Origin of the sequence: Micromonospora sp. NBC_00362, from assembly GCF_026342155.1 — a bacterium.
GTDB classification, from domain to species: domain Bacteria; phylum Actinomycetota; class Actinomycetes; order Mycobacteriales; family Micromonosporaceae; genus Micromonospora; species Micromonospora hortensis.
Genome location: NZ_JAPENH010000001.1, coordinates 583,773 through 601,059 on the forward strand (window position 1 = coordinate 583,773; position 17,287 = coordinate 601,059).

Consider the following 17,287-nt stretch of genomic DNA (forward strand, 5'->3'; position numbering starts at 1 on the left):
CGATGCCCCACGCCAACGCCCTGTACGGGCCGCTGGACCCCGCGCCGGACGCCGGCTACGAGGACCCGCCGCCGCGGATGGGGTTCTTCACCGACACCAGCGTCTGCATCGGCTGCAAAGCGTGCGAGGTGGCCTGCAAGGAGTGGAACGGCGTCCCCGAGAGTGGGCTGGACCTGCTGGGCATGTCGTACGACAACACGGGCGCGTTGACAGCGAATTCGTGGCGGCACGTCGCGTTCGTGGAGCAGCCCCGCTCGGCCGGTTGGGCGACTCCGGCGTTCGCGGGGGAGCCGGACGGGCCGGCGATCAGCCCGGTGACGGCGGCGGTCGGCGCGCGTACCAGCACCGACACTGGAACGGACCCCGGCCTGGACACCGGCTCGCCCGCCGCGGCGGCCCGCATGTCGGGCGGCCCGGAGTTTCTGGGGATGCCGGGCGCGCAGCCGCCGGGGAGGGGCTCGGGCGCGGAGGGACGGACGGATTTCCGCTGGCTGATGATGTCGGACGTGTGCAAGCACTGCACCCACGCGGCCTGCCTGGATGTCTGCCCGACAGGTTCCCTGTTCCGGACGGAGTTCGGCACCGTGGTGGTGCAGGAGGACATCTGCAACGGCTGCGGTTACTGCATCTCCGCCTGCCCGTACGGCGTCATCGATCAACGCAAGGACGACGGTCGGGCGTGGAAGTGCACGCTGTGCTACGACCGGTTGGGCGCGGGCATGACCCCGGCGTGCGCGCAGGCGTGTCCGACGGAGTCGATCCAGTACGGGGAACTGGACGAGTTGCGGGAGCGGGCCGCCGCGCGGGTGGCGAAGCTGCACGAGCGGGGCGTGCCGGAGGCGCGGTTGTACGGGCACGACCCGAACGACGGCGTCGGGGGTGACGGCGCGTTCTTCCTGCTGCTCGACGAGCCGGAGGTGTACGGGCTGCCACCGGACCCGATAGTGACCACCCGCGACCTGCCGGCCATGTGGAAGCGTGCCGGCCTGGCGGCGATGACGATGGCGGTCGCCACGGCGGTCGCGTTCCTGGGCAGGCGGCCATGACCCGCGGCGGTGAACAGCTCACGGTGCCGCCGGCCGACTTCGCCTCCTACTACGGCCGACCGGTACTGAAGCCGCCGGTGTGGAAGTACGACATCGCCGGCTACCTGTTCACCGGAGGCCTTGCCGCCGGAAGTGCGCTGATCGGCGCGGGCGCCCAGCTGACCGGACGACAGGGACTGCGCCAGGTGGGCCGTTGGACCGCCCTCGGCGGCGTCGCCGCCAGCACGTACCTGCTGGTGCACGACCTCGGCCGGCCGGCCCGTTTCCACCACATGCTCCGGGTGGCCAAGGTGACCTCGCCGATGTCGGTGGGCACCTGGATTCTCGCGGCGTTCGGCCCACTGGCCGGTGTGGCAGCGGTCGCCGAGCTCGCACCGCTGCTTCCGCAGCACGGCGTGCTCGGCCTCGCCCGTCGGATCGCACCGCCCATCGGCAACGTCGCCGGCCTGGCCGCCGCGGCCACCGCGCCGGCGCTGGCCACGTACACCGGGGTGCTGCTCGCCGACACGGCAGTGCCGTCCTGGCACGACGCCTACCCGTCGCTGCCGTTCGTCTTCGCCGGCAGCGCGCTCGCCGCCGCGTCCGGGGTCGGACTGATCGCGGCACCGGCCGCGGAGACCGCCCCACTGCGACGACTCGCCCTGGCCGCCGCGGCCATCGAGTTCGGCGGAGGTCACCAGCTGGAGCGGCAGGGCCTCACCAGCGAGCCCTACACGCACGGGCGTAGCGGCCGGCTGGTCAAGGCGGGCCGCGCCCTGCTCGCCGTGGGCGCCGCCACCGCGCTGGTCAGCCGACGTAGCCGAGTCCTGGCGGCGATCTCCGGCGCGGCCCTCGTGGCATCGTCGATCGCCACCCGGTTCGGCGTCTTCGAGGCGGGACGGGTGTCGGCCCGCGATCCGAAGTACACGGTCGTGCCACAACGGGAGCGGCTCGCCCAGAAGCAGTCGGCGACCGGGCTCTGAGCGGATCGACGCAACGGAAGGCGCCCCTGCAAGGGGGTGCCTTCCGTTGCCATGTCAGAGAGGTCTGGCCGGGACGGCCGCCGCGGGTCAGCCGGTGAACAACTTCGCGGCGGTGATGGCGGTCTGCACGATGCCGTACCCGAGTAGCACCGCGACCAGCAGCCACGACAACCAGAGCCGCCCGGTCTGGTTACCGACGCGCGGCGGCGCCGGCGGCTGGCTGTCCCGCCCGAGAGCGACCGGCTCGGTGACGGTGGCCTTCGCCACGGGCGAGGTCGGCCCTCGGTTCGGTTCGTGGAACCGCTCGGGCACGGAACGCACCAGCAGGTTCGCGATGAACCCGATGGCGAGGATGCCGACCATTGTGAACAGCGCGGGCCGGTACGCCGCAGCGGTGAGGGTGCCAGGCTTGCCCTGCGTGTCGAGGATCCCATTGACGATCAGCGGGCCGGCGACACCCGCGGCCGACCAGGCGGTGAGGATCCGGCCGTGGATGGCCCCGACCTGGAAGGTGCCGAACAGGTCACGCAGGTAGGCGGGCATGGTGGCGAAGCCGCCGCCGTAGAAGGAGATGATCGCGGCGGCGATCAGCACGAAGACAGCGGTAGCGGAGTGCCCGGCCACGGCGAGGAGCAGGTACAGCACCATGCCGACGCCGAGGTAGACCATGTAGATGGGCTTGCGGCCGATGAGGTCCGACGTTGTCGACCAGACGAACCGCCCAGCCATGTTGAACAGTGACAGCACTCCCACGAAACCGGCCGCCGCCGTCACCGAGACCGTGGTGGCGGTCCCGTTGTCCCGGAAGAAGTCCTGGATCATCGGGCTGGCCTGCTCCAGGATGCCGATGCCCGCTGTGACGTTGCAGAACAGCACGATCCACAGCAACCAGAACGACCGGGTACGCACGGCGTTCGACGCCGACACGCTCGCCGTCGTCACCAGAGGCCGGGCGGCGACGCTCGCGGGGTCGAACCCGGCGGGCCGCCAGTCCGGGGCTGGAACCCGGACGTTGAACGGGCCGAACATCATGATCACGAAATAGCCGATGCCGAACGTGACGAAGAGCGCCACGAGGGCATGTCCCGACGCCACGGCGGCCGGGTTGTTGGGGTTGTAGCCGGAGTCGTAGAGGGAGAGCAGTTGGCGCGCGAGCGGGCCGGCGACCAGGGCGCCGCCGCCGAACCCCATGATGGCCAGCCCGGTGGCGAGGCCGGGGCGGTCCGGGAACCACTTGATCAGTGTGGAGACGGGCGAGATGTAGCCGATGCCGAGCCCGATGCCGCCGATGACGCCGTACCCGAGGTAGAGCAGCCAGAGTTGCTGGGTCGCGATACCGAGCGCGCCGACCAGGAACCCGACGGCCCAGAAGCACGCCGAGACGAACATCGCGCGGCGCGGTCCGTTCCGCTCCACCCAACGGCCACCGACCGCCGCCGACGAGCCCAGCATGACGATGGCGATACTGAAGATCGCCCCGATTGCCGTCTGGCTGACGTCGAAGTGCGCGATGAGGGAGTTCTTGTAGACGCTCGTCGCGTAGACCTGGCCGATGCACACGTGCACGGCCAGTGCCGCGGTCGGGATGAGCCAGCGGCTGTATCCCGGGGGAGCGACAGTGTGCCGAGGATCGAAGACCGACAGCATGGGCATCGTCCACACCTCCTGCGGCTGAGTGGGCCGCGACGTTGCCGAGCTGTCCGACCCGGCAGTTGGCCGAGAGGCGCCGCCGCAGTGGCGGCCCGGCGCACGTCTGGCGTCAGCCGTTGACCGGCTCGATCTCACGTTACGTGGCAGCGGGTTCACACCATGTCGTTACCGAGAAACGCGAAAGCGGGGGGCGGGCCAACCGGCCCGCCCCCGCTCTACTGGCGTACGGCTCAGTGAATCGCGACCTTTGCGGCCGCCTCCTCCTGGGCGCGTCGTTCGTCCCCGCTCAGGGTGTGCAGCGGCTTTTCCTTGATGAACAGCACGACGATCAGCGCGAGCAGCGCGATCGGCGCGCCGACGAGGAAGAGGTCAGCGGTGGCGATGCCGTACACGTCCTGCACGATGCGCAGCACCGGCTCGGGCAGGGTGGACAGGTCGGGCACCTCGGCGGAGCCACCGCCGGCGGTCGCCGCCGGGCCGAGGCGGTCTGCCGTCAGCGAGGTCACCCGACTTGCCAGGACCGCGCCGAGGGCGCTGACCCCGATCGCGCCGCCCATGCTGCGGAAGAACGTCAGCACGGAGGTGGTGGCACCGAGCTCGTGGGCCGGTACGTCGTTCTGCGCGGCGAGCACGAGGTTCTGCATGAGCATGCCGACGCCAACGCCCAGCACGGCCATGTAGATCGACAGCACGAGGACGCTGGTGTTGGCGTCGATGGTGCCCAGCAGCAGCATCCCGACGGTCATCACCGCGGCGCCGGCCACCAGGTACGCCTTCCACCGGCCGTACTTCGTGATGAGCTGGCCCGCCACCGTCGACGAGACGAGCAGACCGAAGATCATCGGAAGGCTCATCAGGCCCGCGACGGTGGGCGACTTGCCCAGCGAGATCTGGAAGTACTGGGACAGGAAGACGGTGCCGCCGAACATCGCGACACCGACCAGCACGCTGGCGATGGTGGCCAGGGAGACAGTGCGGTTGCGGAAGATGCTGAGCGGGACGATCGGCTCCGCCGCCCGCGACTCGACGACCACGGCCAGCGCCAGCAGAACCAGACCGCCGATGACCATCACTGCCGTCCAGCCGGAGGCCCAGTCGAACTTGTTGCCGGCCAGGGACGACCAGATCAGCAGCGTGGAGATGCCCGAGGTGATGAGCAGGGCGCCCAACCAGTCGATCTTCGCCTTGCGGCGGACGACCGGCAGGTGCAGGGTGCGCTGGAGCAGGGCGATGGAGATGATGCTGAACGGGACGCCGATCAGGAAGCACCACCGCCAGCCCAGCCACGACGTGTCGACGAGCAGGCCGCCGATGAGCGGACCGGCGATGGTGCCCACACCGAAGACCGCGCCGAAGATGCCGGCGTAGCGGCCCAGCTCACGCGGCGGGATCATCGCCGCCATGACGATCGTGGCCAGCGCTGTCATGCCGCCGGCGCCGATGCCCTGGACGACCCGGCTGAGCAGCAGGACCTCGACGTTCGGCGTGAAGCCCGCTATGAGTGAACCCACCACGAACAGTCCCAGCGACAACTGGATGAGCAGCTTCTTGCTGTACAGATCGGCCATCTTGCCCCACAGCGGCACCGTCGCCGTCATGGCGAGCAGTTCGCTGGTGACGATCCACGTGTAGACGGTCTGGCTGCCGTTCAGATCCGCGATGATCCGCGGAAGCGCGTTCGCCACCACAGTGGAGGCGAGGATGGACACGAACATGCCGACCATCAGGCCGGAAAGGGCCTGCAGAACCTCCCGACGCGACATGCGCGTGCCGACGGCGGCGGTGTCGGCGGGCGGGACGGTGGTGGTCATTGACGCTCCCTTGTCGGGTTTGTGGCCCAGTGGCTGGCCCCGGAGCTGATGCGGCGGGGCGGGGCGGGGACCTGCGGGTCAGGAGGGGGACGGCGGATCCGGCAGGCCGGCGGCGATCGCGGCGAACGCCTCGTCGACGAAGTCGTGCAGGGGCCGGGCGTCGTCGCCGGCGGCCCAGCGCAGCATCGCGGTGCGGAAGGCGGCACCGGCGACAGCGACGACCAGCGGAGGGTGCCCGTGGTCGGGGCCGACGCCGAGGCGGGTGGCGACGACCGCGACCATGGCCTGCTCGGTCGCGCTGTTGCCGGCCACCAGTCGGGGCAGCAGCGCGGGGTTCTGGGCGATGACCGTCAGTCGCAGCCGCCACAACTCCCGGTCGGCCTGGATCGAGTCGACCGACTCGTCGAGGGCGACCCGCACTGCCTGCAACGCTGACACCTGCGTCGGGGCGGCTGCCAGTCGCGCCACGACCGGGTTGCCGTCGAGTGCCGGATCGTCGGTGAGGGCCTCGTCCTTGCAGGTGAAGTAGTTGAAGAAGGTCCGCGAGGACACGTCAGCGGCCTCGCTGATCTCCTCAACAGTGACGTGCTCCAGGCCGCGTTCGGCGACCAGCCGCAACGCGGCGGCGGTCAGCGCGGCGCGCGTCTGCGCCTTCTTGCGGTCGCGACGTCCGGGCGCAGCGTGGTCGGTGTCGGTCACGCCGGCGAGATTAGGAGCGAACTTGCACAGCCTGCAAGTTTTTAGACTGTGAAGTGATCTTCCTGACTCGTGACAGGGACGCAGTCCGAGGGATCCGGTCGTTCGGTGTGGGGCACGACGCCGGTGGTCTCGAGGATGAGCGCGGCGACCAGGTCCGGATCGTCGCTCATCGGCACGTGCCCGCAACGGGGCAGCGTCACCACCCGTGCCGCCGGCAGGCCGGCCCGGGCGCGCTCGGCCTGGTGGACGCCGAATATCCGGTCACAGTCCCCCCAGCCGATGGTCACCGGCACCGTCGCGTCGGACAGCCGAGGGCAGTCGAAGCGATAGTCGCGGGCGGCTCGGGCCACGGCGTTGAAGCCGACCCCGCGTCGCAGGGCGAGCGCGTCGCCCAGCGCGCGCTCGACATCCAGCAGTGTCGGGCGGGCCATCAGCGGCGCGAAGCACAACGCCCGTAGGTACGCCGAGCGCAGTGCGACCCGCATGACCGGTGTGGGCAGGTACGAGTTGGCCCGCAGCATCCGGAGGATGGCCAGTGCCCGGCGGCGCTCCGCCGCTGTGAAGAAGCCGGCGGGGGAGAAGGCGGTGACCGAGGCGACCGCCCCGGTGGTGGCAAGCTCCAGGGCGATCGCCCCGCCGAGGCTGTAGCCGGCGACGTGCGGACGCTCCAACCCCCACTCGGTCAGCGCCGGCAGGACCCCGGCCACTGTGGCGGCCATGTCGGCGGGCATGCCGGTGCCGGGCACCGGGGAGTTCCCGAAGCCGGGCAGGTCGAGCGCGATCACCTCGTGGTGGGCGGTGAGCCGGTCGAACACCGGCTCCCACGCCTGATGACGGTGACCGATGCCGTGGATGAGCACGAGCGGCTCTCCGCTGCCCGCACGCCGGAAATGAATGCTCATGACCGCTCTCCCACCGACGTCCTGCCGAAGGAACGCCCGAGCTGGCGTACCTCGTCTTCCATCTGGCCGACCATGGTCTGACCGCCGAACCGGGTGATCAACGCGTCCGAGAGGCCGCTCAGCACCACCGGCCGCAGCGCCTGCACCAGGGCGAGCGACCGTGGCACGTACACCTTGCGCTTGCGGCGCTCGATGCCGTGGAGCAGGGCGTCGACGCACTGCTCCACGGGCACGACGGTGGACAGCGGCCACGGCAACCGGCGCAGCGTGGTGCGAAACGACGGCAGGTCGTCACGGATGTCGCGGACCAGGTCGGTGTCGATCCAGATCGGATGCGCCGTGCCGACTGTGACGCCGCAGGAGCGGGTCTCCAGGCGGAGCACGTTGGCGAACTGCTCCACGCCGGCCTTGGACGCGCAGTAGGCGGCCATGCCGGGCATCGCCGTGAAGGCGGCAGCCGACGAGACGATCAGGACGTGGCCCCGGGCGGCGGTGACGTGAGGCAGCGCCGCGCTGACAGTGCGGATCGTGCCGCAGAGGTTCACCTCCACGGTACGGACCAGCGCGTCGACCGGCCCGACGGCGACGGTGCCGAGGTTCGCGATGCCCGCGTTGGCCACGACGACGTCGATGCCGCCGAAGCGGTTGATTGTGGAGGCCACCGCAGTGTCCAACGCCGCCTGATCGGTGACGTCACACTCGTACCAGTGCGCGTCGAGGTCGGCGCTGAGCTGTTCGAGCAGTTCGCCCTCCAGACCGACCAGGGCGACCCGGGCTCCGCGGGCGACGGCCTCGCGGGCCAGTTGCGCCCCGATGCCGCGCGCCGCGCCGGTGATGAGCATGGTCTTGCCCGCCAGGTCAAAGCGCATCGGCGTGCTCCCGCTCCGATTCGTTGGGCGTGTTGCCGGTCGGGGCGATCTGATAGTCGGCCGGGCGGAACCGGCGCATCCGCATCCGGAAGCTGGTGGCGAAGCCCGGCCAGATGGTGGTGTTGCGACCGGTGGTGTCGAGGTACCAGCTCGAACAGCCGGTCTGCCAGACGGTGCCGGCCATCTTCTGGTCGACCCGCTCGGTCCAGCGCCGTTGCGCCCGCGCGGTGGGCTCGATGGCCTGGATGCCAGTGGCCCGCATGTGACGCAGGGCCGAGAGCACCAGATGTAGCTGCGCCTCGATCATCAGCACCACCGAGGTGTGCCCGAGCCCGGTGTTCGGGCCGAGCAGGAAGAACAGGTTGGGGAAGCCGGCGATGGTAGTGCCCCGGTACGCGTGCATGCTGGGGGTCCACACGTCGCCCAGGCTGCGCCCGCCCCGACCGTGGATGCGCCGTACGACGGGGGAGTCGGTGACGTGGAAGCCGGTTCCGAGGATGATCGTGTCGGCCTGGTGGTGGACGTCGTCGTCGGTGACGAGACCGTCCGGCACGATCCGGGCGATGCCGGCGGTGACCACGTCGACGTTCGGTCGGGTGAGCGACGGCCAGTAGTCGTTGGAGATCAGCACCCGCTTGCAGCCCATCGCGTAGCGGGGGGTGAGCTTCTCCCGCAGGATCGGGTCGGGAACCTGACGCCGAAGCGTACGCACTGACAGGCGCGAGGCGAGGCGGTTGACCGCGGGGTGCAGGAAGCCCAGACCCATGCTTTCGCGTACCAGATAGAGCCCTGCCCGGGCGGCCCGCTGTGCGCCGGGCACGGTGCGGAACACGGCCTGCTCGACAGCGCTGATCCGGCGCGACATCCTCGGCATGATCCAGGCGGGGGTGCGCTGGAAGAGCGTCAGCTTCTCGACCGTCGGCTGAATCTGTGGCACGAACTGGATGGCTGATGCGCCGGTGCCGATCACCGCGACGCGCCGGTCGGTCAGGTCGTGGTCGTGCCGCCATCGGGCGGAGTGGAACACGGTGCCGGCGAACTCGTCGATCCCGGGCAGGTCGGGGACGGCCGGGTCGCTGAGCGGGCCGGCGGCACAGATCAGGACCCGGGCGCTGTGGTCACCGCCCGAGGTGCGCAGCAGCCAGCGTTGGCGCTGGTCGTCCCACCTCGCCTCGCGCACCTCGTGGCGCAACCGCAACCTCGGGCGTATCCCGAAGCGGTCGACGCAGCCGCGCAGATAGTCCCAGATCTCGGGCTGGCTGGAGAACGTGTTCGACCAGCCGGGGTTGGGGGCGAAGGAGAACGAGTAGAGGTGTGACGGGACATCGCAGGCGCAGCCGGGGTAGCTGTTGTCACGCCAGGTGCCGCCGACGTCCGCTCCCCGGTCGAAGACGAGGAAGTCGCTGAAGCCGGCCCGCTGGAGGCGGATGGCGGCGCCCAGGCCACCGAAGCCGGCGCCGATGATGGCAACGTCTGTCTCCATTCACTCCTCCGTGAGCTCGGGCGCGCGAGTCGGGTCGGCCACTGGCGGCCAGGGCGGATCGCCCACACCGGTGATCCGTACGCCGCCCCACGGATCGACCTCGGCCAGTCGGGCCGCCCGGACGCGGTCGGCGATGCGCACCTCGACGTCGCGCCGGCCGGAGCGCAGCAGGTGGGCCACTCGTGGCTCGGGCTCGATGCGTCCGCCCCAGTGGAAGCGGCCGTCGACCGGCTCCCACCGCCCGCTGAGGTGCACCCGGACCGCGCTGCCCTCGACACCCGCCGGGCCGTGGTAGCTCACGGCACGATCCGCTCGTGGGCGCGGGTCAGCTCGTGCGGCAGGTCGGCGCTGGCCCGTACCCCCTCGATGCCACTCCACAGCAGAGCGGTCAGGTAGTCGGTGAGGGCGGCCCGGCTGATCGGCTGGCCGTGCGTGGTCCACCAGTCGCCGACCGCCTGCACGAAGCCCACCAGGCCGTACGCCCAGGGTTCGGCGGGACCGGCGTCCAGGCCCAGCGTGCGGAGCCGGTCGCCGATCACCCGGGCGAGCCCGGCGGCCACCTGCCGGCTGGTGCCGGCGATCACCTGGTGGATGCCGGGGTCGCCGGACTGGTGTATCAGGAACCGGTAGAGCCTCGGCTCCGACTCGATCACGCCCAGGTAGGCGTCGATCGTCGCCTCGACCAGGCCACGTTCCTCGCGGACCTGTTCGATGGCGGGCGCGATGGTGTCGACCATCCGGGCCGCCACCACCTCGCTGACAGCGACCCAGAGCTGCGACTTGTCGGCGAAGTAGCGGTACAGGACCGGTTTGCTGACGCCCGCGGCGGCGGCCACCTGTTCCATGTCGACCTCCGGCCCGTGCCGCAGCAGCGCCTGCACGGCGGCACCGACCAACTGCTGCCGTCGTTGCTCGCGATGGTCTGCCCAGCGGTCTCGGCGGCCGTTGCCCTTCGCCTTCGGACTGCCGTCGGGGGGCGTGGCCGGCGGGTCGGATGCATTGACATCGGTGAGCGGCAATTGCATGCTACTACTCGTAACAGTTACTGGTCGTCACGTCAATATGGAGGAGCCATGGAGGCGGCGGAAACCGGGCGTGCGGCAATCGCCGAGCGACTGCTCACGTCCTCACTGCGGACCAGCTACGACCCCACCGTGGAGATCGACTGGGACGCCCCGCACACCCCCGGCGCCTACTGGCTCCCGCCGCGGCGCAGCAGCCTCTACGGCACGGCGCTGTGGGAGCAGCTCAGCGAGGAGCAGCGCGTCGAGCTGACCAAACACGAGGTGGCCAGCGCGGCCAGTGCCGGGCTGTGGTTCGAGACGATCCTCATGCAGATGCTGATCCGGGAGTACTACCGCGCCGACCCGACCAGCCGGCAGGCCCAGTACGCGTTGACCGAGGTCGCCGACGAGTGCCGGCACTCGATCATGTTCGGCCGGCTGATCGAGGCGACGGGTTGTCCGGTCTACCGCGCCAGCGCTGTGGACCACCACCTCGGGCGTTTCCTCAAGGCCACCGCCAGCGGCCCTCGGATGTACGCCGCGATCCTCATCGCGGAGGAGATCCTCGACGCGTTCCAGCGCGAGATCATGGCGGACGAATCGCTCCAGCCGCTCATCCGGATGGTCTCCCGCATCCACGTGGTGGAGGAGGCGCGACATGTCCGGTTCGCCCGCGAGGAACTGGCGCACGCGGTCGCGGCCACCGGTCCGGTCGGCATGGCGTACGCCCGACTGTTGGTCGGTCGCGCCGCCTCCACGATCGCCAACCGCCTGATCCATCCCGACGTGTACGCGGCGGTGGGCATTCCGTCGGCGGTCGGTCGGGCCGCTGCCCGCGCCAACCCGCACTGGCGTGCCACCCTGCGCTGGTCCGCGGCGCGGGTGCACGCCAACCTGGCGGACGTTGGCCTGGTGGCGGGGCCGGGGCGTCTGCTGTGGGCCCGGGCCGGGCTGATCTGACCCGTTGTCCCTCAGGGGGCGGCGTGGGGCGGGCCGTCCCGGCCGGACCCCACGCCGCCCGTGTGGCTCACTCGCTGCGGGCGAAGCCACCCTTCGGCGCGATGATCTCCAGGTTCGTTCCGTCCGGGTCGTTGAAGTACGCGACCTCGGTGCCGACCGCCGCTGGCGGCTCCACCTCGCCCGACGCGAACGTGTACGGCTCTCCGAGGAACTCGAACCCGGCCTCGCTCATCCGGTCGTAGACCGCGCGCACGTCGTCCACGTGGAAGCACAGGTGCATCGAGCCGGGCCGGTTGGCCGCCACCTGGGCGGCGTCGCCGACCGGCTCCTGGAACTGGATCAGGTCGATCCCGAGGTTGTCGAGGTTGAACGTGGCGTACCGCAGCTTCGTCGTCGGCAACCCCTGTGACTGCGCGAAACCGGCGCCGTGCATGCTCTCGTCCCGAACGACCGGTTCCGCGCCGAGCAGGGCCTGGTAGAACGCGACCGAGCGGTCGAGGTCACTCACCGCGATCCCGACGTGCGCGGCCTTCTTCAGCCCGATGGACACGGTCGAGGGATTGGGGAATGCCATCCTGACTCTCCTTACCAGCGCTCTTCGTCGCCTGTGTTGATGCTGATCTTCCTGGCGTACCCAGGGCGAGATCAGTTCATGCGACGTCGCTGTCAGGCCCGCTCGACCCGCGCCTGCTGGTGATCGGTCAGCCGCAGCCCCACCCCGCGAACGACATCGATGGTGGCCCCGGTGCCCAGGTCGTGCAGCTTGCGGCGCAGCCGCTTGACCAGCGACTGCACGTCCGCCTTGCGTTCGCGCCCCTCGTCACCCCAGACCGACCGGTGCAGCTCGGCGTAGCTCCAGACCCGGGCCGGCTCGGTGATCAGGCAGGTCAGCAGGTCGTGTTCCAGGCGGGTGAGGTCGATCTCACGTTCCCCGCAGCGGGCGCTGGAGCGGGCCGAGTCGATCACCAGGGCGGCGACCGGCGTCGGCTCGGACGGGACGGCCACCTGCTGCGGTGCGGCGATCAGCCGGCGCAGCTCGTCGAGGTCGGCGACCAGCAGCAGCGGTGCGATGCCGTCGAGAAGCTCCGCGAGCCGGATGCGCTCGGCCGGCGACGGGGTCACCGCGATCAGCAGCGGGAACGGCTCGTCGGCCGGATCACCCCTGTTCACCGTTGCCTCGTCCTCGGCCACCGCACCACCCGGGATCGATGGGCATCCCTGCCCAGCTCTCGTCACGGTTCTGACAATGATTGGCAAGCGTGCCGCCAGCCGGGGCAACTCTTAGCGACAAGTTGCTCACGGCAAGTTCTTGATCGTCCGTTCTTCTCGATCATAGTGTCCACTCGGGCAACCGGCGTGACCCGCGCGGTGCATGGGGGAGGTCCACCATGGCCCATTACACCCTGGGTCGTTCTGAGGGAGGCAGCACCGATGTTCAGACGTCCACAATGGCGGCGCGCGGCCAGATCTTTGGTGAGCGCCGGCGCGGCGACGATCCTCGCCGCGACATGCTTGGCCACGATCAGCTCGGGCGCGCAGGCCGCGCCGGGCGGTGCGATGGGGGCGGGCGCCCAGACCGGGGACAAGATCCGACCGGAGCTCGCCAAGCAACTCCAGGCCAAGAGTGAAGGGGACTTCTGGATCCGGTTCAAGGACCGGGCGGACCTGAGCAAGGCCAGCGCCATCAAGGACTGGTCGAAGCGTGGCACGGCGGTGGCGGACGCGCTGCGCAAGACCGCCGCCGCGAGCCAGGGCAAGATCCGGGCCGACCTCGACAGCTCGGGTACCAAATACCAGACCTTCTGGGCCACCAACGCCATCAAGGTGAACAGCGGTTCGCTGGCGATGGCCCAGAAGTTCGCCGGGCACTCGGAGGTCGAGGGCCTCTACGCGCCGGTCGCGTACAAGGTGCCGGAGACGACCAAGGGCACCGACGAGAAGACAGTGAACGCCCTGGAGTGGGGCATCGCCAACATCAACGCCGACGACGTCTGGTCCCAGTACGGCGTCAAGGGCGAGGGCATCACCGTCGCGAACATCGACACCGGGGTCCAGTTCAACCACCCGGCGCTGGTGAACGCCTACCGGGGCAACAACGGCGACGGGACGTTCGACCACAACTACAACTGGTTCAACGCCGCAAACGCCACCGGGGCCTGCGCCACCGCCCCGTGCGACGGCGACGGCCACGGTACGCACACGATGGGCACCATGGCCGGCTCCGACGGCGCGAACCAGATCGGTGTCGCCCCCGGGGTCAAGTGGATCGCGGCGAACGGATGCTGCCCCAGTGACGCCGCTCTGGTCGAATCCGGTCAGTGGATGCTCGAACCGCTGGACCTCAACGGTCAGAACGCGGACGCGAGCAAGCGCCCCAACATCATCAACAACTCCTGGGGCACCCAGGATCCGTCCAACGAGCCGTTCATGGAGGACGTGACGAACGCCTGGACCGCGTCCGGGATCTTCGGCGCCTGGTCCAACGGCAACAGCGGGCCGGCCTGCCAGACCAGTGGCTCGCCGGGCAGCCTCGTCAGCAACTACTCGACCGGCGCGTACGACAGCAACAACAACGTCGCCGGCTTCTCTGCCCGCGGCGCCGGTCAGAACGGCGAGATCAAGCCCAACATCTCGGCCCCGGGCGTGAACGTCCGGTCGAGCATCCCGGGCAGCGCCTACGGCAGCATCAGCGGCACCTCGATGGCCTCACCGCACCTCGCGGGCGCGATCGCGCTGCTGTACTCGGCCGCGCCGTCGCTGGTCGGCGACGTCAACGCGACCCGCGCGCTACTCAACGGCGCCGCGATCGACAAGGCCGACGACCAGTGTGGCGGCACCGCCGCCGACAACAACGTCTACGGCGAAGGCCGACTGGACGCCCTCGCGTTGCTCAACGCCGCCCCGACCGGCGACATCGGCACGCTGACCGGCACTGTCACCGACGCGACCTCCGGTGCCCCGATCGCCGGCGCGACGCTGACGCTCACCGGCGCGTCCGAGCGTGAGCTGACCACCGGTGCCGACGGCACGTTCTCCAGCCAACTCCCCATCGGCGACTACCAGGTCGCCGTCGCGGCGTTCGGGTACGCCAGCACCACCAAGACGGCAACGGTCGCCAAGGGCGCCACCACGACGCTCAACGTCGCCCTCACGGCGGTGCCGAGTGTCAACGTCACCGGAGCGGTCACCGACGGCTCCGGCCACGGCTGGCCGTTGTACGCGAAGGTGACAGTGACCGGCGTGTCCGGTGTCTACGACTACACCACCCCGTCGAACGGCCGCTACAGCATCAAGCTGCCGGCCGGGCAGACGTACACCCTGAGGTACGAGCCGCAGTACCCGGGCTACCAGACCGTCACCAAGGAGGTCGTGGTCGGCTCGGGAAACGCCACCGCCAATGTCGCCGTGCCGGTGGACAGCAGCGTCTGCACCACCGCGCCGGGGTACACGACCGGCTCCGACGGTGAGTACGAGACCTTCGACGCCACGACCACGCCGGCCGGCTGGACAGTCGTCGACAACGCGGGCAGCGGTCAGGTCTGGACGTTCACCGACGACGGCGACCGGGGCAACCTGACCGGCGGCACCGGCAACTTCGCGATGATCGACAGCGACAACTACGGTGCCGGCACCAGCCAGGACACCTCCCTGGTCAGCCCGGTGGTCGACCTGACCAGCGTCACGGCCCCGGTCATCCGGTTCAACCAGGACTTCAACCAGCTCAACGACGACACCGCCGACGTGGACCTGAGCATCGACGGCGGTGCCACCTGGACCAACGTGCTCCGGCAGGAGACCGACGTCCGGGGACCGAAGCTGACCGAGATTCCGATCCCGCAGGCGGCCGGCCAGGCGCAGGTGCAGGTGCGGTTCCACTACTACGACGCCTCGTACGAGTGGTGGTGGGAGGTCGACAACGTCCTGATCGGCAGCCAGGTCACCTGCGTGCCGGTCGACGGCGGTCTGGTCGTCGGCAACGTCCGCGACAAGAACGACGACAGCTACGTCAACGGCGCTACCGTCACCAGCAAGGACCGGCCCGCCGAGAAGGCCGTCACAGTGGCGACCCCGGACGACCCGGGGCTGGCCGACGGTTTCTACTGGATCTACTCGTCGCTCACCGGCGAGCACCCGTTCACGGCGACCGCCGGCAACTACGTCAGCCAGACCAAGCCTGTCGACGTCGAGGCCGACTGGGCGACCACCGCGAACTTCCAGCTCGCGGCCGGTCGACTGGCGGTGACGCCGACGCAGCTGAGCGCGACGCTCCAGATGCCCAACGGCAAGACCAGCAAGTCGTTCACGGTGACCAACACCGGCGGCGCGCCGGTCGAGGTCAAGTTCGGTGAGCGGGACAACGGGTTCGAACTCCTGCGGGCGGACGGCTCAAAGGTCACCCGCCAGCAGGTGCTCGGGTCCAGCGGCGCACCGGAGCAGCGGCTCACCGTACCGACGTCGTTCGCCGCCAGGGCGTCCGGCAAGGAGGCCAAGGCCGCTGCCGCGGCGGTCGGCCCGCAGGCGGCGCCGTGGACCGACATCGCCAACTACCCGGCCACGATCATGGACAACCGGGTGGTGAACCTGGACGGCAAGGTGTATTCGCTCGGTGGCGGAGACGGTGAGGCCTCCACCACCAAGAACTACGCCTACGACCCGGCCGCGCAGACCTGGACGGCTATCGCCGACCTTCCCGGCGCTCGCAACGCAGTGACAGCGGGCGTGGTGAACGGCAAGATCATTGTCAGCGGCGGCTGGGGCGACGCCGGCCCGGACTCCGCCACCTGGTCCTACGACCCGGGGGCCAACACCTGGACGGAGCTTGCCGACAACCCGGCACCGCGGGCCGCGGCCGGTCAGGCCGTCGTCGACGGCAAGCTGTACGCGGTCGGTGGCTGCACGACGGCGGCCTGTCTGCCGATGTCGAACAGCGTCGTCCGGTACGACCCGACCGCTGACACGTGGGAGACGATGGCCAACTACCCGAAGTCGGTGGCCTTCGCCTCCTGCGGCGGGATCGACGGCGTCCTCTACTGCACCGGCGGCAACGACGGTTCCGTCGCGCAGAAGTCCAGCTACGCCTTCGACCCGGGTGCCAACACCTGGACCGCCGTCGCCGACGCGCCGGCCGACAACTGGGCCAGCTCGTACGCCGTCGCCAGCGGCAAGCTCCTCGTCGTCGGTGGCTCGCAGGGTGGGGCCATCAGCAACGCCGGCTTCGCCTTCGACCCGGCCGCCGGTTCGTGGTCCAACCTGCCCAACTCCAACACCGCGCGGTACCGCGGCGGCGCGGCGTGCGGCTTCTACAAGATCGGCGGCTCGTCCGGCAGCTTCAACGCGGCTCCGGACAGCGAGGTGCTCCCGGGCTTCGAGGGATGCTCCGAGTCGGCGGCCGACGTCAGCTGGATGACCATCGACAAGTCGGCGGTCACCCTCGCACCGGGTGCGAAGGTCACTGTCACCGTCGGTCTGACGGCGAACGTGGACCAGCCGGGCACCTACGCCGGCGCGGTCGCGATCTCCGAGAACACCCCGTACTCGGTGGCGCCGGTCGCGGTGACCATGACCGCGAACCCCCCGAAGACCTGGGGCAAGCTCATGGGTACGGTCACCGGCACCAGCTGCCAGGGTGCGACAGCGCCGCTCACCGGCGCGGTCGTGCAGGTCGACTCGTGGGCGGCGTCGTACACCTTCGCCACCGACGCGGAGGGCAAGTACGCCTACTGGGTGGACCGCCGCAACAACCCGCTCACGATGATCGTGGCCAAGGACGGCTGGAAGCCGCAGACCCGTCAGACCAGGATCGACACCGCCAATCCGACGGTGGAGAACTTCGGGTTGGCGCCCATCAAGTGCTGACGCCTGAGCACTAGCCGAAGAGATCCGGCCCGCCTGGTCCCCGAC

At 70.1% G+C, this 17,287-nt stretch carries 14 protein-coding genes; 4 read left to right on the plus strand and 10 right to left on the minus strand.

The genetic code is table 11. The features are described from left to right. Window positions 1-2 precede the first annotated feature (2 nt). Window positions 3-1,046, plus strand: a complete 1,044-nt coding sequence (locus OG992_RS02535; protein ID WP_266302213.1) for a 4Fe-4S dicluster domain-containing protein — start codon at window positions 3-5, stop codon at window positions 1,044-1,046. Next, window positions 1,043-2,008 carry an NrfD/PsrC family molybdoenzyme membrane anchor subunit gene (gene nrfD, locus OG992_RS02540; protein WP_238682563.1) on the plus strand — a complete coding sequence of 322 codons (966 nt, stop codon included), beginning with the start codon at window positions 1,043-1,045 and terminating at the stop codon, window positions 2,006-2,008. Before OG992_RS02535 ends, nrfD begins: the two co-directional genes overlap by 4 nt. Window positions 2,009-2,095: 87 nt before the next feature. Here the strand turns inward: nrfD and OG992_RS02545 are convergent, their stop codons facing one another. From OG992_RS02545 to OG992_RS02580, 8 genes are all read right to left on the minus strand, one after another. Then, on the minus strand, window positions 2,096-3,655 hold the full coding sequence (locus OG992_RS02545) for an OFA family MFS transporter (RefSeq protein ID WP_238682613.1): 1,560 nt from the start codon (window positions 3,653-3,655) through the stop codon (window positions 2,096-2,098). Window positions 3,656-3,888: 233 nt separating this feature from the next. Beyond that, window positions 3,889-5,469, minus strand: coding sequence for an MDR family MFS transporter (locus OG992_RS02550; protein ID WP_238682562.1), 1,581 nt, complete (start codon window positions 5,467-5,469; stop codon window positions 3,889-3,891). A 78-nt stretch (window positions 5,470-5,547) separates the two neighbouring features. After that, window positions 5,548-6,168, minus strand: coding sequence for a TetR family transcriptional regulator (locus tag OG992_RS02555; protein ID WP_266302214.1), 621 nt, complete (start codon window positions 6,166-6,168; stop codon window positions 5,548-5,550). Window positions 6,169-6,209: 41 nt separating this feature from the next. Next, window positions 6,210-7,070, minus strand: coding sequence for an alpha/beta fold hydrolase (locus OG992_RS02560; RefSeq protein ID WP_238682560.1), 861 nt, complete (start codon window positions 7,068-7,070; stop codon window positions 6,210-6,212). Next, complete coding sequence (locus OG992_RS02565) at window positions 7,067-7,939, minus strand: SDR family oxidoreductase (RefSeq protein WP_266302215.1); 873 nt, start codon at window positions 7,937-7,939, stop codon at window positions 7,067-7,069. The genes OG992_RS02560 and OG992_RS02565 overlap by 4 nt, the downstream gene beginning before the upstream one ends. Next, entirely contained in the window at window positions 7,929-9,422 is a 1,494-nt protein-coding gene (locus OG992_RS02570) for an NAD(P)/FAD-dependent oxidoreductase (RefSeq protein WP_266302216.1), read from the minus strand. Before OG992_RS02570 ends, OG992_RS02565 begins: the two co-directional genes overlap by 11 nt. Continuing rightward, window positions 9,423-9,722 (minus strand): DUF4873 domain-containing protein, encoded by a 300-nt coding sequence (locus tag OG992_RS02575; protein ID WP_238682557.1) that lies wholly within the window; start codon window positions 9,720-9,722, stop codon window positions 9,423-9,425. Then, window positions 9,719-10,447 (minus strand): TetR family transcriptional regulator, encoded by a 729-nt coding sequence (locus OG992_RS02580; RefSeq protein WP_238682556.1) that lies wholly within the window; start codon window positions 10,445-10,447, stop codon window positions 9,719-9,721. The genes OG992_RS02575 and OG992_RS02580 overlap by 4 nt, the downstream gene beginning before the upstream one ends. A 48-nt stretch (window positions 10,448-10,495) precedes the next feature. Between OG992_RS02580 and OG992_RS02585 the strand changes: the two genes are divergently transcribed. Further along, window positions 10,496-11,386 (plus strand): diiron oxygenase, encoded by an 891-nt coding sequence (locus tag OG992_RS02585; protein ID WP_266302217.1) that lies wholly within the window; start codon window positions 10,496-10,498, stop codon window positions 11,384-11,386. A gap of 67 nt (window positions 11,387-11,453) precedes the next feature. On the opposite strand, the gene OG992_RS02590 is transcribed toward OG992_RS02585, so the two are convergent. Further along, the gene (locus tag OG992_RS02590) at window positions 11,454-11,960 is read right to left on the minus strand and encodes a VOC family protein (protein ID WP_266302218.1); all 507 of its coding nucleotides are present in this window, start codon (window positions 11,958-11,960) and stop codon (window positions 11,454-11,456) included. A 92-nt stretch (window positions 11,961-12,052) separates the two neighbouring features. Next, window positions 12,053-12,577 carry a winged helix-turn-helix domain-containing protein gene (locus OG992_RS02595; protein ID WP_238682553.1) on the minus strand — a complete coding sequence of 175 codons (525 nt, stop codon included), beginning with the start codon at window positions 12,575-12,577 and terminating at the stop codon, window positions 12,053-12,055. A 240-nt stretch (window positions 12,578-12,817) separates the two neighbouring features. On the opposite strand from OG992_RS02595, the gene OG992_RS02600 reads away from it, so the two are divergent. Beyond that, window positions 12,818-17,242, plus strand: a complete 4,425-nt coding sequence (locus tag OG992_RS02600; protein ID WP_266302219.1) for a S8 family serine peptidase — start codon at window positions 12,818-12,820, stop codon at window positions 17,240-17,242. Window positions 17,243-17,287: the final 45 nt, after the last annotated feature.

What these genes read in the sequence shown, in the direction of transcription:
- OG992_RS02535 (WP_266302213.1), top strand. Translation starts at nt 3, where the DNA reads ATGCCCCACGCCAACGCCCTGTACGGGCCGCTGGACCCCGCGCCGGAC.
- nrfD (WP_238682563.1), top strand. Translation starts at nt 1,043, where the DNA reads ATGACCCGCGGCGGTGAACAGCTCACGGTGCCGCCGGCCGACTTCGCC.
- OG992_RS02545 (WP_238682613.1), bottom strand. Translation starts at nt 3,655, where the DNA reads ATGCTGTCGGTCTTCGATCCTCGGCACACTGTCGCTCCCCCGGGATAC.
- OG992_RS02550 (WP_238682562.1), bottom strand. Translation starts at nt 5,469, where the DNA reads ATGACCACCACCGTCCCGCCCGCCGACACCGCCGCCGTCGGCACGCGC.
- OG992_RS02560 (WP_238682560.1), bottom strand. Translation starts at nt 7,070, where the DNA reads ATGAGCATTCATTTCCGGCGTGCGGGCAGCGGAGAGCCGCTCGTGCTC.
- OG992_RS02565 (WP_266302215.1), bottom strand. Translation starts at nt 7,939, where the DNA reads ATGCGCTTTGACCTGGCGGGCAAGACCATGCTCATCACCGGCGCGGCG.
- OG992_RS02570 (WP_266302216.1), bottom strand. Translation starts at nt 9,422, where the DNA reads ATGGAGACAGACGTTGCCATCATCGGCGCCGGCTTCGGTGGCCTGGGC.
- OG992_RS02580 (WP_238682556.1), bottom strand. Translation starts at nt 10,447, where the DNA reads ATGCAATTGCCGCTCACCGATGTCAATGCATCCGACCCGCCGGCCACG.
- OG992_RS02585 (WP_266302217.1), top strand. Translation starts at nt 10,496, where the DNA reads ATGGAGGCGGCGGAAACCGGGCGTGCGGCAATCGCCGAGCGACTGCTC.
- OG992_RS02590 (WP_266302218.1), bottom strand. Translation starts at nt 11,960, where the DNA reads ATGGCATTCCCCAATCCCTCGACCGTGTCCATCGGGCTGAAGAAGGCC.
- OG992_RS02600 (WP_266302219.1), top strand. Translation starts at nt 12,818, where the DNA reads ATGTTCAGACGTCCACAATGGCGGCGCGCGGCCAGATCTTTGGTGAGC.